General features: G+C 47.4%; 13 protein-coding genes, 1 tRNA gene and 2 pseudogenes. 10 read left to right on the top strand and 6 right to left on the bottom strand.

Features of this window, described 5'->3' with window-relative positions; genetic code table 11:
* Positions 1 to 37: 37 nt before the first annotated feature.
* The 4 genes and pseudogenes from TKWG_RS22520 to TKWG_RS10725 form a co-directional block, all read right to left on the bottom strand.
* The gene (locus tag TKWG_RS22520) at positions 38 to 1,063 is read right to left on the bottom strand and encodes an AMP-binding protein (RefSeq protein ID WP_050981592.1); all 1,026 of its coding nucleotides are present in this window, start codon (positions 1,061 to 1,063) and stop codon (positions 38 to 40) included.
* Between the two features lie 79 nt (positions 1,064 to 1,142).
* Positions 1,143 to 2,132 carry a Bug family tripartite tricarboxylate transporter substrate binding protein gene (locus TKWG_RS10710; protein WP_014750857.1) on the bottom strand — a complete coding sequence of 330 codons (990 nt, stop codon included), beginning with the start codon at positions 2,130 to 2,132 and terminating at the stop codon, positions 1,143 to 1,145.
* Positions 2,133 to 2,165: 33 nt separating this feature from the next.
* Positions 2,166 to 3,343: pseudogene (locus TKWG_RS10715) on the bottom strand (thiolase family protein).
* A 312-nt stretch (positions 3,344 to 3,655) separates the two neighbouring features.
* Positions 3,656 to 4,000, bottom strand: coding sequence for a TetR/AcrR family transcriptional regulator (locus tag TKWG_RS10725; protein ID WP_014750860.1), 345 nt, complete (start codon positions 3,998 to 4,000; stop codon positions 3,656 to 3,658).
* A gap of 275 nt (positions 4,001 to 4,275) precedes the next feature.
* On the opposite strand from TKWG_RS10725, the gene TKWG_RS10730 reads away from it, so the two are divergent.
* The 4 genes from TKWG_RS10730 (at position 4,276) to TKWG_RS10745 (ending at position 7,683) form a co-directional block, all read left to right on the top strand.
* Positions 4,276 to 4,956, top strand: coding sequence for an SOS response-associated peptidase (locus tag TKWG_RS10730; RefSeq protein ID WP_014750861.1), 681 nt, complete (start codon positions 4,276 to 4,278; stop codon positions 4,954 to 4,956).
* Positions 4,957 to 5,077: 121 nt separating this feature from the next.
* The gene (locus TKWG_RS10735) at positions 5,078 to 6,169 is read left to right on the top strand and encodes a hypothetical protein (RefSeq protein WP_014750862.1); all 1,092 of its coding nucleotides are present in this window, start codon (positions 5,078 to 5,080) and stop codon (positions 6,167 to 6,169) included.
* Positions 6,170 to 6,274: 105 nt separating this feature from the next.
* The gene (locus TKWG_RS21510; RefSeq protein ID WP_014750863.1) at positions 6,275 to 6,799 is read left to right on the top strand and encodes a uracil-DNA glycosylase; all 525 of its coding nucleotides are present in this window, start codon (positions 6,275 to 6,277) and stop codon (positions 6,797 to 6,799) included.
* Between the two features lie 56 nt (positions 6,800 to 6,855).
* Positions 6,856 to 7,683: a hypothetical protein gene (locus TKWG_RS10745; RefSeq protein ID WP_014750864.1), complete on the top strand. Its 828-nt coding sequence runs from the start codon at positions 6,856 to 6,858 to the stop codon at positions 7,681 to 7,683.
* A 145-nt stretch (positions 7,684 to 7,828) separates the two neighbouring features.
* On the opposite strand, the gene TKWG_RS10750 is transcribed toward TKWG_RS10745, so the two are convergent.
* Positions 7,829 to 8,176 carry a hypothetical protein gene (locus tag TKWG_RS10750; RefSeq protein WP_014750865.1) on the bottom strand — a complete coding sequence of 116 codons (348 nt, stop codon included), beginning with the start codon at positions 8,174 to 8,176 and terminating at the stop codon, positions 7,829 to 7,831.
* 169 nt (positions 8,177 to 8,345) lie between these two features.
* Between TKWG_RS10750 and TKWG_RS10755 the strand changes: the two are divergent.
* Positions 8,346 to 8,669: pseudogene (locus TKWG_RS10755) on the top strand (tyrosine-type recombinase/integrase); the annotation flags it as partial.
* Between the two features lie 36 nt (positions 8,670 to 8,705).
* Here the strand turns inward: TKWG_RS10755 and TKWG_RS10760 are convergent.
* Positions 8,706 to 8,778 (bottom strand) — tRNA-Met (locus TKWG_RS10760).
* A 165-nt stretch (positions 8,779 to 8,943) separates the two neighbouring features.
* Between TKWG_RS10760 and TKWG_RS10765 the strand changes: the two genes are divergently transcribed.
* The 5 genes from TKWG_RS10765 (at position 8,944) to TKWG_RS10780 (ending at position 11,842) form a co-directional block, all read left to right on the top strand.
* A complete protein-coding gene (locus TKWG_RS10765) occupies positions 8,944 to 10,242 on the top strand; it encodes a tyrosine-type recombinase/integrase (protein WP_014750867.1) in 1,299 nt (432 codons plus the stop codon).
* Positions 10,243 to 10,299: 57 nt separating this feature from the next.
* Positions 10,300 to 10,554 carry a hypothetical protein gene (locus TKWG_RS10770; RefSeq protein ID WP_014750868.1) on the top strand — a complete coding sequence of 85 codons (255 nt, stop codon included), beginning with the start codon at positions 10,300 to 10,302 and terminating at the stop codon, positions 10,552 to 10,554.
* An 11-nt stretch (positions 10,555 to 10,565) separates the two neighbouring features.
* Positions 10,566 to 10,724 carry a hypothetical protein gene (locus tag TKWG_RS23645; protein WP_171815157.1) on the top strand — a complete coding sequence of 53 codons (159 nt, stop codon included), beginning with the start codon at positions 10,566 to 10,568 and terminating at the stop codon, positions 10,722 to 10,724.
* A gap of 100 nt (positions 10,725 to 10,824) precedes the next feature.
* Positions 10,825 to 11,529, top strand: a complete 705-nt coding sequence (locus TKWG_RS10775; RefSeq protein ID WP_014750869.1) for a hypothetical protein — start codon at positions 10,825 to 10,827, stop codon at positions 11,527 to 11,529.
* A 112-nt stretch (positions 11,530 to 11,641) separates the two neighbouring features.
* Complete coding sequence (locus TKWG_RS10780) at positions 11,642 to 11,842, top strand: helix-turn-helix transcriptional regulator (protein ID WP_014750870.1); 201 nt, start codon at positions 11,642 to 11,644, stop codon at positions 11,840 to 11,842.

The raw sequence follows: 11,842 nt of genomic DNA on the forward strand, positions 1-11,842 counted from the left end.
ATGGCGTAATACTGCCCAGCAGGCTTCCCTATGCTTCCTATAGGCCTTGTCCGGGCGGATTGAACATTAGCCCGCCTTCGGCAGCACCATAAAACTCAAGTACCTGGACAGAAAAGCGTTTCTCAAAATCACGCCAGAGTTGTTTCGGCATTCCGGCACCAATAATTAGGCGCAATGGATTGTCAGCATCGTCCGGCTTCCGTGGTTCCGCATGGAGGGTGGTAAACATGCCCCCAAGCAAATTCAATGTGGTGCATTCGTACTGACGTATCAGAGACCATAATTTGCTCTTGGTGAATTTTTGGCTAATTACTAGTGGAATACGAGAATACAAGCTAACTCCCAGCGAGATATTCAGAGCGTTGGCGTGAGTCAATGATAGTCCCGTATACATCCGATCAGAAGAACGAATACCGAAATGTTGCGCACGGTTTGCACTGGACTTTGCATATCTCCCATATGTAATTACGATAGCTTTGGGATCGCCAGTACTACCTGATGTAAACAACAGGCACATTGTCATATCAGCACGATTGCCTACGATAGCCAAGTCTTGAGCCGGAGCTACTGGAAGATCAGACATCAAGCTGACCCGCTGAGCCATAACCACTGCACGCTTGGACTGTCCCACTAACCAGCAAAACTTCAAGGTGTCGAGCTGATTAGCGATCTCGGCTAGCTGTTCTTGACAATAGTCTCCTACGATGATGCCAGAACATTCGGTTGTGGCAAGCATATAGTGAAGCTTTTTACCTGTTGTTCGTGGGTCTATTGGTACAAAAACGATGCCAAGGATCGCACTGGCCACCATTGCGTCAACGAACTCCGCATGATTCTGCATCATTAAGGCCAAACGGTCGCCTTCTTTGAGACCTTCTGCTTTCAGCGCATAAGCCAAGGCTTGTCCACGCTGCCATAACTGACGATAACTTCGGAATTCTATTTTTTGCTTGGCCCTCTCGTCAACATCAACGAATGTTAACAGCCGATCGGAACCGTCAGTTTCGTTGGAACGCTGCTCGACCAGAGATGCTAAACAAAACGTCTCTAAATTTGCTGCCATAACCTTCTACCCTAATTGCACGGTCGTACGGAGAGGCGTATAGCCATGTCTCCGTTGACCATTAAGTTCAGATGAAAACTCAATTTTTGATGGCTGATGCCGCTTCGACCAAAGTCTTGTATATTTTCATGTCCTTAGACCACGTATCATCGAGTTCTTTAGCTGTCCCGCCCCAGACAAGTGCCGAAGTCACAGCCATTCTGTCCTGGATTTCGCGTGTATTTAACACATGTAACACGGCCCCCTGCATTTTCTTCACGATGGGGTCAGGAACTCCTTTGCGTGCAAAAAGTCCGTTCCAACCTAGCAACTGAAAGGCTGGATCGTTGATACCCATTTCCTTGAAAGTAGACAGATCAGGATAAATTTTTGATCTTTTGGGAGAAATAAGGCCGACCATTCTAGTTTTTCCACCGTCTTGCATTTTTTTGGCTGCGGGTAAGACAGAAACCGCATAGGAGATTTCTCCCATGGCTAAGCCCATCAGCATTTCCTGTTCTGCCTTATATGGAACATGTAAGGCTTTAATATCGTTCTCTGACGCCAAATGGCTTCCCAGCATATGCGAGTATGAACCGGGACCATAAGAGCCATAGGTGAGATTGCCGGATCGAGTTTTCGCCCATTCGATAAGCTCTCGCGGATTTTTTGCTGGAACCGAAGTATTGACACTGATTACCATTTCATTGATCGAAACACCAGCAACTGGTTCGAAATCTCGTCTTGCATCGAAAGACAGATTCTTGACATTGAACTTTGACAGGATCAAATTAGTCGTGTAGCCGAAAACGTAGGTATACCCATCTGCCGGGGCTCGCAAGGCTGCCTGCAAGCCGATGACACCAGATGCCCCGCTTCGGTTTTCAACGACGACTGGCTTTTTTAAAAATTCGCTCACACCTTCGGCCAAAATTCGCGCCATTGTGTCAGTTGACCCACCTGGCGAAGAAGGAACAATGAAGGTAATTGGCTTTTCCGGCCAGTTCGGACTAGCAGTTTGGCCATGAGCGACGTTCGCGCTCAATAAAAAAATTGGTAACATCAACGTAAGCTGAGCTTTGTTGAACATGTTTGTCTCCTTTGTTATTTGTAAATATTAGGACTATTTGATCAAGACAGTTGCAACCGCAGCTGCCGCATCGCCGCCAATCTGGCCGCCATTATTTTCTGCCATGCCCACTTTGGCTCCTTGTCTCTGACGTTCGCCAGCATCACCACGTAATTGAGTGACAATCTCGACGATCTGCGCCGCACCAGTCGCACCGATCGGATGCCCACGGCTTAGGAGTCCCCCGCTTGGGTTAACAGAAACGCGCCCATTTATATCGGTCGCGCCACTACGCAGCAAGTGCGGCGCCTCTCCTTTGCCGCACAAACCGAGGTTTTCGTAATGAATCAGCTCTGCAGGGCAGAAGCGTCGTGCAGTTCAACTACGTGCAAATCCTCCGCTCCGATACCCACCCGCTCGTATACTGATCTGCTAATTCTGGTGGCACAATTACTTGAATCCTCTGATCCTAGCCCTGAAGTCAGAGTGGAACCGGCTATCCATATTGGACGAGCCGCTGTCAACTTCTTTAGACCAGCAGCGGAACATAGAACAATGGCGGCGGCACCATCTCCGATTGCCGAACACATCGGCAACGTAAGGGGAGCGCTTATTGTTCGAGCAGACAGAACATCCTGGATCGAAGTTGGTTCACGAAATTGGGCATGCTTGTTCAGCGTCCCAGCTTTGCGACTTTTAACGACTACGCGAGCAAAGTCTTCGTTGGTTGCCCCGGTCTGCGCCATGTAATGACGAGTTTTCTCCGCATATATATCCATGAAAATCGAGCCACTACCTGATCCAATGGAAGCTGGCTGTTCTTCTTCCAAATCCACCGCCCGGGAAAATACTTCCAGTGAAATCTGCTTATTCTCATGGGTAAGTTTTTCGGCGCCAACCACAAGAGCGAAATCGGCCTGGCCGACTGACACTGCCTGATACGCTAAGAAGAATGCGGTACTGCTTGATGCACATGCATTTTCAACATTGATAATTGGTTTTCCCAACAGACCGGTGGCTCTCAATGCGGCCTGACCTCGGATCATTTCCTGGCCCGTTATTAAACCTGAAGCCGCGTTACTGAAATAAACTTGATCGATCAAATCCGCATCAATATTCGCATCCTGAAGTGCCCCGCTAACCGCCTCCTCCGTCAAACTACGTACCGATTTCTGTAAGAACTTACCGAACTGGGTAATACCGATCCCAACCACTGCCGCTTGATATGACATATCCACTCCTAAAAATTATCCAAATGTGAGACAAAGTTGATTATTTGTTTGCCTTAATGCCATCCCAAAGTATGGTGAATACATGATCCAGCTGAGAAGTAAGCGTATATTGCCTTTGCCGATACTCCCACATTAGGAATGTTCTGTTGAACATGGCTGTATATGCATCAAGTAGATTGATTGCGGGAATATCGCTGCGCAGCTTCCCGCATTTTTGACCATTCGCAATGGCTTTCAATAGAGCCTTTGACGGATCCCGATATGCAAAAGTCTCGTCTCTCATCCATGTTTCAAGCGGAACCGTCAAAAAGATCACTCGTCCGACATTGGGGTTTTTTCATAGAAATCCAGATGGACTGCCAAACGATCATAGAGTTTTTGTTTCAACGGTTTGTCAGTCTCTAGAACATCCTGAGCCGCTTGATTCAAAGGTTCAAGCCAGCGGGCAATAAACCAAAAGAGAAGTTTTTCCTTATTCTGAAAATACCTGTATATCGTTGCGAAGCTCATCGACGCTTGTCGAGCTATCGAACGCATATCAACGCAGTGAAAGTCAGTGCTCGAAAAAATTTCAAGCACAACGCTGTCGAGCCGCGTTGCAACTTCAAACGGTATCTCGCCAGTTTTTTCATCAGCTACCGATAGAGGTAATGCCATATTCATTCCTTAATAATGTCCGATTCGCGCCCTATTCGAGGCACCGACACGATTATCTTCATTTGGGCGAATCGGATCACACAAGGGATCGGATGGCGCCAAAAAACCGTTGGTGTAACATTGTTATCGTGAATAGTAACGTTGTTACTCTGATTAAAAAAATGGGGGTTTTCCCGTATAGGGCCTTTCAAAGATTAATGTTCCACTTAGCAACTCAGCTGCGGATAAGCTGCACCGGGCTGAATAACGTATAGAAAAACGCAGGGATGGGTTTGATGTGCGGAAGAATCAGCCAGAGCCGTGAGCCGGACGAGTACTTTGCCAATATTTTTACGAATATGCACGAGCTGTTCACACTTGAGCGGCCCACTGCGACTCATAACGTTCCCCCGGGAAGCAAGCCGCTGGTTATTCACCAATTGACGGGTGAGCCTGTTATCGGGCGCTGGCGTTGGCAATATCTTCCGCCCTGGGCAGAGCGAAGATTTGTCAGCCCAAACGCCACCATCAAGAAGATCCTGTCGGGCGGCAACTGGTGGTCCGGGCCAATGAAGCACGGACGTATGATTGTTCCGGCTGACGGCTGGTACGAGTGGACCGGGGAAAAGCCCAATAAGCAGCCCTGGTACATCAGGCCGCATGACCAGAAACCGCTATGGATGGCCGCCGTGTCTGGCTGGCGTCCCGATCTCAACTGGAAAGAGTCCGAAATGACGACCGGCTTTGCGATTGTGACTGACGCCGCCGCGAAGGGCATGGTTGATGTGCACGACCGCCGGCCCATCATCTTGACCGCCGAGCACGCCCGAGAATGGATGGATCCTGCTACCACGGTCGACCAGGCTAAGGAATTATTGTCTGTGGCCCGGCCGGAATCGGCGTTTGAGTGGTATGAGGTGACGAAGAGAATGGGGAATTCTACGTATCAACGGAAAGACTCAAACGAACCGCTTTGATACAATCTGTAATATACTGCCGGTTTTAAGGCAATTGTTTGCCCAACGGCTGTTTCAGCAACACCCCGAAAATAAGTCCTGAAGTTTTAACTATTTTTTCATAGCCCTGGAAGGTTTAGCAGTGGAACTTAATAATCAAAACAACGACGATCTAGAACTTGAAAAAATAACTAGATTCGAAGAACTTAAAAACCTTGGGATTCACTTAGATAGTGCATTGCTGGATTATACAAATGGAGGCGATTTAGAAAATGAAAAATTGCGATCCATGACTATACGCAGCCATATATTTCATCAAATTCGAAAATATGCGACTGAGTTAGGCCGCTCTTCTAGCATAGATGAAACTATTAAATCTGCCCATGCACTCATTGCGGCTTGGCGCATATTTAACGATGCAAACGAGGCACTTACTCAAGACACTAATTTCTCGGATGGGCTACGTAAATATATACATAAAGAAATAGCAAAAATTGATCGACTATCGTCAAATACTATCGAAGGGCTGCCTTTTCGAATCAATAATTTTGTTAAAAAGGAGCGTGACAGGTTTGAAGCACTTATCGGAAATTTGGAGGGGGATTTCACTACTAAATCAATTGAACTAGACCGCAAACTCTCTGAGGCTGAAAGAAGAATTGATCATCTAAACGGTCAGTACAGTGATGAATTAGAAAAAGCAGATGAGTTATTTGGCAACGCAAAAACGAAATTAGATAACCATCTTAGTAAGATAGAAGAGTTTATGGGAGTCGTGACCGATCGCGGACTTACCAGTGACTTCAATAAGCGCGCCGAGGAGGAGGGGCAAACCGCTGATCTATTCCAAATCGCAGCAATTACGATAATGATTGCGATTGGTGTATTTGCAGTATATTTACTGTATACAACGCTCGAACAAAATATTTCACTTGGACAAGCCATCATTAAAGCTCTAACTCTTATTATTCTATCTGCCATACCGGCTTATCTAGCAAAAGAGGCGGGAAGACATAGAAATTACCAATACCATTTCAGACAAACTGCACTGGACATCTCTGCCTTACCACCTTACCTTGCCAGGGTAAATGAAAATGATGCTGAGAAGATATTACTAGAAATGGCACCCAAACTTTTCACTCGACACGCACAGCTGCCAGGGCACTCTGATAACGATTTTGGGTTCAGGGATTTACTATTGAAATTGCTCGAAAAATTCCCGAACAAATCCTAATTGGACCAATAAACTTTACCACTGTTTCACCACGAAATCATTCTTCCCCTTGCACTCATAGAAACGGGGATAGTATTCTCCAATGCCGCTGAGGAGTTTTCAAATATGATGTTTACCGAGACGGTTGAAAAGATTCGATTGATTAAAGGTACGAAGAACGTTCCTGGGTTTGATCCAAATAATGGGAACGAGAATGCACAATATCTATTCCTTTTGGAGGCTCCTGGCCAAGGTTCTGTCAAGTCAGGGTACATATCGTTTGACAATAACGACGCTACTGCCCGAAATCTGAGTGCACAGTTGGCGACTGCCGGCGTCAACCGGAGTGAAATTGCGATTTGGAACACGGTGCCATGGTATCTCGGAGAAGTTGACTTTAGCAAAATTCGATCGCCCAAACCTTCTGAGATTATCGAGGCGCAAGATTATCTTATGGAAGTAATCGATAGAATGCCCGCCTTGAAATGCATTGTATTGGTGGGAGCTCAGGCACGACGACTTCATTTGTTTTTATCGACCAGAGTGTCGGTGCGAATCATAACCTGTCATCATACTTCCATTCAAGTAGCCAACCGAAACTCGACTGCAGCTCAACAGAACATCGAAATTTTTCAAATGATGCAGAAATAGCAGACATCAGGCAATGACGCGAGCGAGCAATTAAATTACAAAAGAGGTGAATGGTAATGACTGCAATATATATTTGGCCGGAGTTTGAAGGATCTGAAATAGTGAGATTGCAAGCGGCGGGAGACTCCGGCATATCCACGGGGAACACATTAAGTATGGGTTCAGGGGTTAAGATACTAACACTTCCGGTTATATGCCGTGCACCAGGTCCTGACGGCTTTTTTACGTTCCCATACTACGAACATACGGTCGCATTGGCGTTTGCTGGAAGCACACTCATTGCACAAAATGTATACCTCGAAGTCATGCCGTTAATCACAAATTTGATCAGCTTGAATAAGACCGTACCATCCTTAAGTGAAATAGCGACATACATAGGGACATTTGTTAAAAAAACGTGGAATGAATATGGCTATGTGCAGGGTAAAGGATTCGAAATCGCGATATTTGGGTATTGTCATGTGGAAAAAAAATTCTCTGTTGCGCTATTTTCCACCATATCTACCGAGACAGACGGCATGCAATTTCACACTGAGGTATTAAACGATCTGAAAGCTGGAACATATATCTATTTAGGAAGCAAAAAGTCTGAGATGCATGAGCTATTATTGAATGAAATCAGCAAATCACGGGCAGGCTCTCCAACAGAAAGAGCGCCAAGGCGAGCAATTAAAGCGGCTATAGATTCAGAAGATTTTCCCGAAATTAGTGGTGGTTTACAACTTGGGTATGCAACGTGTTTTGGATACCGCGCGCAATTGGTATGCGAACCGGTGGAGTTTGGAAAACCTGAATGCCAATATAGATATTTAAACTCGGTAATGACCCCTGAGTTTCTCAGCATCAACGAAAACATATGGATCGGAACAGAGGGAACAATATAGTAGATAGCTCCGCTTGGATGCTCACCACTGCTTTACAACAAAGTCATGCTTGACCTTGCACTCGTAGAATCGTGTAATTGCATCTCCCAGCGCCAGAGCGATCGAATCGTAAAGCGCATCCTTCGGCGGCTTTGGCTCGACGCATTCAGTCATTCCGCCTGGTAGTGGTGGCCGGGTAGAGATCGAGGATTGAGCGCAGCCGGCCATCAGTACCGACGCAATCAATAGGGTTGATACGCATTTCATTTTTATACGCCTCTTGGAATGTGGTGAATTTGGATTGCATCCCGTCCAGAACCGGCTGCGCGGCCTGAGTGGCGGTCAATAGATCATTGGCGGCCTGTTTGTACTGTTTCAGGTCGGTCACCGCACGTTCCTGCTCGGCTGCGGCATGGCCGGCATGGTATTGCCACTGGCCATAGCCCCACGCGGCCGCCAGAGCTAGGCCAGCGCCAATCGCATAGCCTTTCCATCCGATCTGCCAGTTCAGCATAGAACCTCCTTTGCCCGCGCCAGACGCGCTAATCGGTCATCCATACCATTCGGCGTGCCGGTATTGAAAGTTTCTTTGACTTTGGTGACCTGATCCAACCAGGCCATCGTTTCGGGTGGGAACTTCGTTCCGCGCTTCTTTAAGTGCATGAAGCCTTTGTAAATAGCGTCGATCTGGTCGCCGATATTGTTTCACACGCGAAAGCGGCAAACGTGTGACCCAAGTAGATAAACGCACGCTAGATCGCGCGGCCATTTTGTCGGGCATCAAACCGCTCAAGTTCCATGACTTGCGTCATACCTGGGCAAGTTGGCATGTCCAATCGGGCACGCCGCTGATGGTGCTCAAAGAATTGGGGGGATGGGAAACTATCGAGATGGTGCAGAAGTATGCCCATTTGGATGCTGGCCATTTGGCAAATTACGTCAATGCGACGGAATTTACGCCACACTTACGCCACACCAAGGACTCAGACAAGAAAAAAGCCGCTTGACGGAGCGGCTAATTACTTGATTCTAAAGTACTTTCTTGGTCCCCCCGGCTGGACTCGAACCAGCGACCAAAGGATTATGAGTCCTTGAAATACTAAGGCAAACTGAGCTTCATTGGATTTTAATGGAAGTCTCAAAACCCGCATAAACATTGACTTTAATTTCCAATCTGATAAATTAGCGACTTAAACCCATCCAACGCCAAAGGGTAACCAAAGGGTAACCAGCTTGGCAAGGGGATTGGGGGTAACAGTTCACCCGATTGGATAATGCGCAATGTACAAGGCAATAAAGGATTTAGAACCGGGAAAATTCCGCAAGCTGTGCGCCATACAAGTGGCCGGCAGCCTGGAAGCGCGCCTGCTATCTACCGGAGCCATCCAATTCTATTGGCGCAGCAAATTGAACGGCAAACAAGTTCGTGTCCCGATTGGCCTATTCGATGACCGTGCGCCGCCCAAGTCGCTGAAACCCACGGTTTTGGGGTACAGCATTCCTGCCGCCATTCGCAAAGCCGAAGAAATAGCACATGCGCATCTGGAAAACAAAGATGCCGGTGGCTACCCTGCCCTGCTAGACGAAAAGAAAGAACGGGAGCGCGGCCAGTATCAGGCGAAGGTCGAGGCCAAAGAATGGACAGTCAAGAAATTGTGTCTGGCGTACAGCGATTATCTCGAAAAGCTGGGGCGCATATCCCACCGTGAAGCCCGGAACGTGTTAACCCGCCATGTAATCGATGCCTGGCCGGATCTGGCCGCCCTACCCGCCACTTCCCTGACACCCGATGACGTGGTGAATATTATTCGCAAAGTACATGAGGCAGGCAAAGGACGCACAGCCAATAAGGTCCGATCCTATATCAGGGCTGCTTTCCAGGTTGCCAAAGATGCGCGGCTGGACGCTTCAATACCGGTGGCCTTCAAGAATTACAAGATCAACTTCAATCCCGCATCTGACACCAAGCCTGATAAGAAATCGAACCAAGCAGACAAGCGCCCATTGCACAAGGCCGATCTGATTACCTACTGGCAGACCATAAAGGACGTTCCTGGCCTGCGTGGTGCCGTGATCCGTTTGCATCTGCTCACTGGTGGCCAGCGGATCCAGCAACTGGTGGCCCTGCTCACTGCCGACATTACAAAAGAACACATTACCTTGTATGACGGCAAAGGCAGGCCCGGGGGCGAAGTGAGACAGCATATCGTGCCGTTGATCCCCGCAGCCCGAAAAGCACTTGATGAAGCCGGCCCTATGGGGCTGTATGCCCTGAGCACTGAGAACGGGAGAACCCATATCAGTAACGCCACCCTGTCCGGCTGGGCGCAAGCTGCTGTTGCTGATGTGCTGCCAACCTTCCAGCCCAAACAGATCAGAAGCGGCGTAGAGACGCTATTGGCAAGCCTGGGGGTAAGTAAAGAAATCCGGGGGCGTTTGCAATCGCATGGCATAACCGGGGTACAGGCCAAGCACTATGATGCTTATGATTATTTACCAGAAAAGCGATCTGCCCTGCTCAAGCTGTACAACGTTCTGGAGCAGAAAGGCGCCGATGTGATTCATTTTAATGCGGCCTGACCGGTATTAGCCTACCGACCAGACCTAACCACAACCCTACTTATAAGGAGTAGAACCATGGCTACCATTAGTATAGATGTAGAAGAACTGAACGTGCTGCGCGAGAGCTTAGAAACCGCGAAATATGAAGCGGAAAGAAGTGTTGCGCTGTCGATCGCGTTAAGAGATCGGCTCGAAAACGGGCAAGACACAACAACAGAGTATTTCTTGTCCACGCTTTTAGTAGAGGGTGACTCTGGATATTCAGCGATTAGCTCAACGGCTAAGTATCTGGATAAGCTAAAAGAATCAGTCAACGAGCAAACGGCGTAAGGAGTACAGAAATGACAGAATATTCTTTGAAGGTAAATGGTCGCATAACTTATGTGCTGGGTGACACCAGTGGGGAGGCGATAGCAAAACTCGTAGAGTTAGAAAAGTGTGAACCTGATGCTGTAGAAACACTGGATGTTCGCGACGTGGAAGTCTACCGCCGCACTTGATCCCCTAAGCCCAGCGCCTACTCCGACGGGAGGAAAAACCGGTATAGTCCACCGGCCTGGCGCTGGCACCTATTGAACGGACTTTGTAGAGGACTGAAAAATGGAAAAGAAAAAAAATTCAACTCGTAAGGCCGACCGGAAATTATCTGATTCTGAAACCTTGGAAATTGTGAGCCTTATTGGCGATGATGCCAATAGTGATGCGTGGTCCTCATTTGTTTTTTTTAGATCTGAAGAAGAGAGAGATTTAGCTTTAGAAGCCTTTAAATATCGGAACAATCCAGAGAAAATGTTTCAGCTCTACGGCGAAGAAATAGATCTGATGTATAAGCGAATTAACACGGCTTTCGATCAGATACGAGAATACAAGGCCGCATATGCTCGATACAGGGAGGTATCTAAACAAGTGTGGGGGAAAAATTATGACCCACAAATAGGTTCGGCTGCCCGACAAGAGCTATTGGAATTTCTTCGAGATAATCCTCTGAGCATGCAAACCCAATTATTTTTGTGCCTGAACTCGGTTACTTCACAAGACGATATTGAAAATAACGTTGCGCGAAATTTATCAAAAATCGGCAAAAGCGCAATAGCAAAAAAATTGGCCAAAGACCCAAAACAGCAAGAAAAACAGTTCATAAAAGAATGCTGGAAAAATTGGCAGGCCGATAAATCACAGTACAAAAGCAAGGCGGCATTTGCAAGAGACATGATGGATAAAGTCGAGAAATTGACTAGCACCAAGAAAGTCGAGGACTGGTGCCGCGAGTGGGAAAAAGAAACCATCACCCTACCGGTACAGTGAGCATTCTACCGGCATAGTGCGCACCGTACCGGTTCAGCTATCTATCTGATTTATCTACACAAATACATAATCAATCCCGTAGTTCCACTAACGCTTATTAACGGGATTTATTATGAATCAAACTATATTACTCAACATCGGTGATGTGAAGAAGCAGACCGGCTACCGGTCTACCCAAACGATCTATAACAAAATGGCAAGCGAGGGATTCCCCCGCCCCATTTCAATCGGTGATCGTTCCAAACGCTGGTTACTGTCCGAGGTGGAAGCCTGGGTACAGGAACAGATCAAGAAAAGCCGTGGCGAGGTGTGA

The sequence above is a fragment of the Advenella kashmirensis WT001 genome (genome assembly GCF_000219915.2).
GTDB lineage: Bacteria > Pseudomonadota > Gammaproteobacteria > Burkholderiales > Burkholderiaceae_B > Advenella > Advenella kashmirensis.

Bases quoted from the DNA above. Each gene is read 5' to 3' on its own strand.
- TKWG_RS10750 (WP_014750865.1), bottom strand. From the start codon at position 8,176: ATGCTGAACTGGCAGATCGGATGGAAAGGCTATGCGATTGGCGCTGGC.
- TKWG_RS10730 (WP_014750861.1), top strand. From the start codon at position 4,276: ATGTGCGGAAGAATCAGCCAGAGCCGTGAGCCGGACGAGTACTTTGCC.
- TKWG_RS10745 (WP_014750864.1), top strand. From the start codon at position 6,856: ATGACTGCAATATATATTTGGCCGGAGTTTGAAGGATCTGAAATAGTG.
- TKWG_RS22520 (WP_050981592.1), bottom strand. From the start codon at position 1,063: ATGGCAGCAAATTTAGAGACGTTTTGTTTAGCATCTCTGGTCGAGCAG.
- TKWG_RS23645 (WP_171815157.1), top strand. From the start codon at position 10,566: ATGACAGAATATTCTTTGAAGGTAAATGGTCGCATAACTTATGTGCTG.
- TKWG_RS21510 (WP_014750863.1), top strand. From the start codon at position 6,275: ATGATGTTTACCGAGACGGTTGAAAAGATTCGATTGATTAAAGGTACG.
- TKWG_RS10780 (WP_014750870.1), top strand. From the start codon at position 11,642: ATGAATCAAACTATATTACTCAACATCGGTGATGTGAAGAAGCAGACC.
- TKWG_RS10775 (WP_014750869.1), top strand. From the start codon at position 10,825: ATGGAAAAGAAAAAAAATTCAACTCGTAAGGCCGACCGGAAATTATCT.
- TKWG_RS10725 (WP_014750860.1), bottom strand. From the start codon at position 4,000: ATGGCATTACCTCTATCGGTAGCTGATGAAAAAACTGGCGAGATACCG.
- TKWG_RS10710 (WP_014750857.1), bottom strand. From the start codon at position 2,132: ATGTTCAACAAAGCTCAGCTTACGTTGATGTTACCAATTTTTTTATTG.
- TKWG_RS10770 (WP_014750868.1), top strand. From the start codon at position 10,300: ATGGCTACCATTAGTATAGATGTAGAAGAACTGAACGTGCTGCGCGAG.
- TKWG_RS10765 (WP_014750867.1), top strand. From the start codon at position 8,944: ATGTACAAGGCAATAAAGGATTTAGAACCGGGAAAATTCCGCAAGCTG.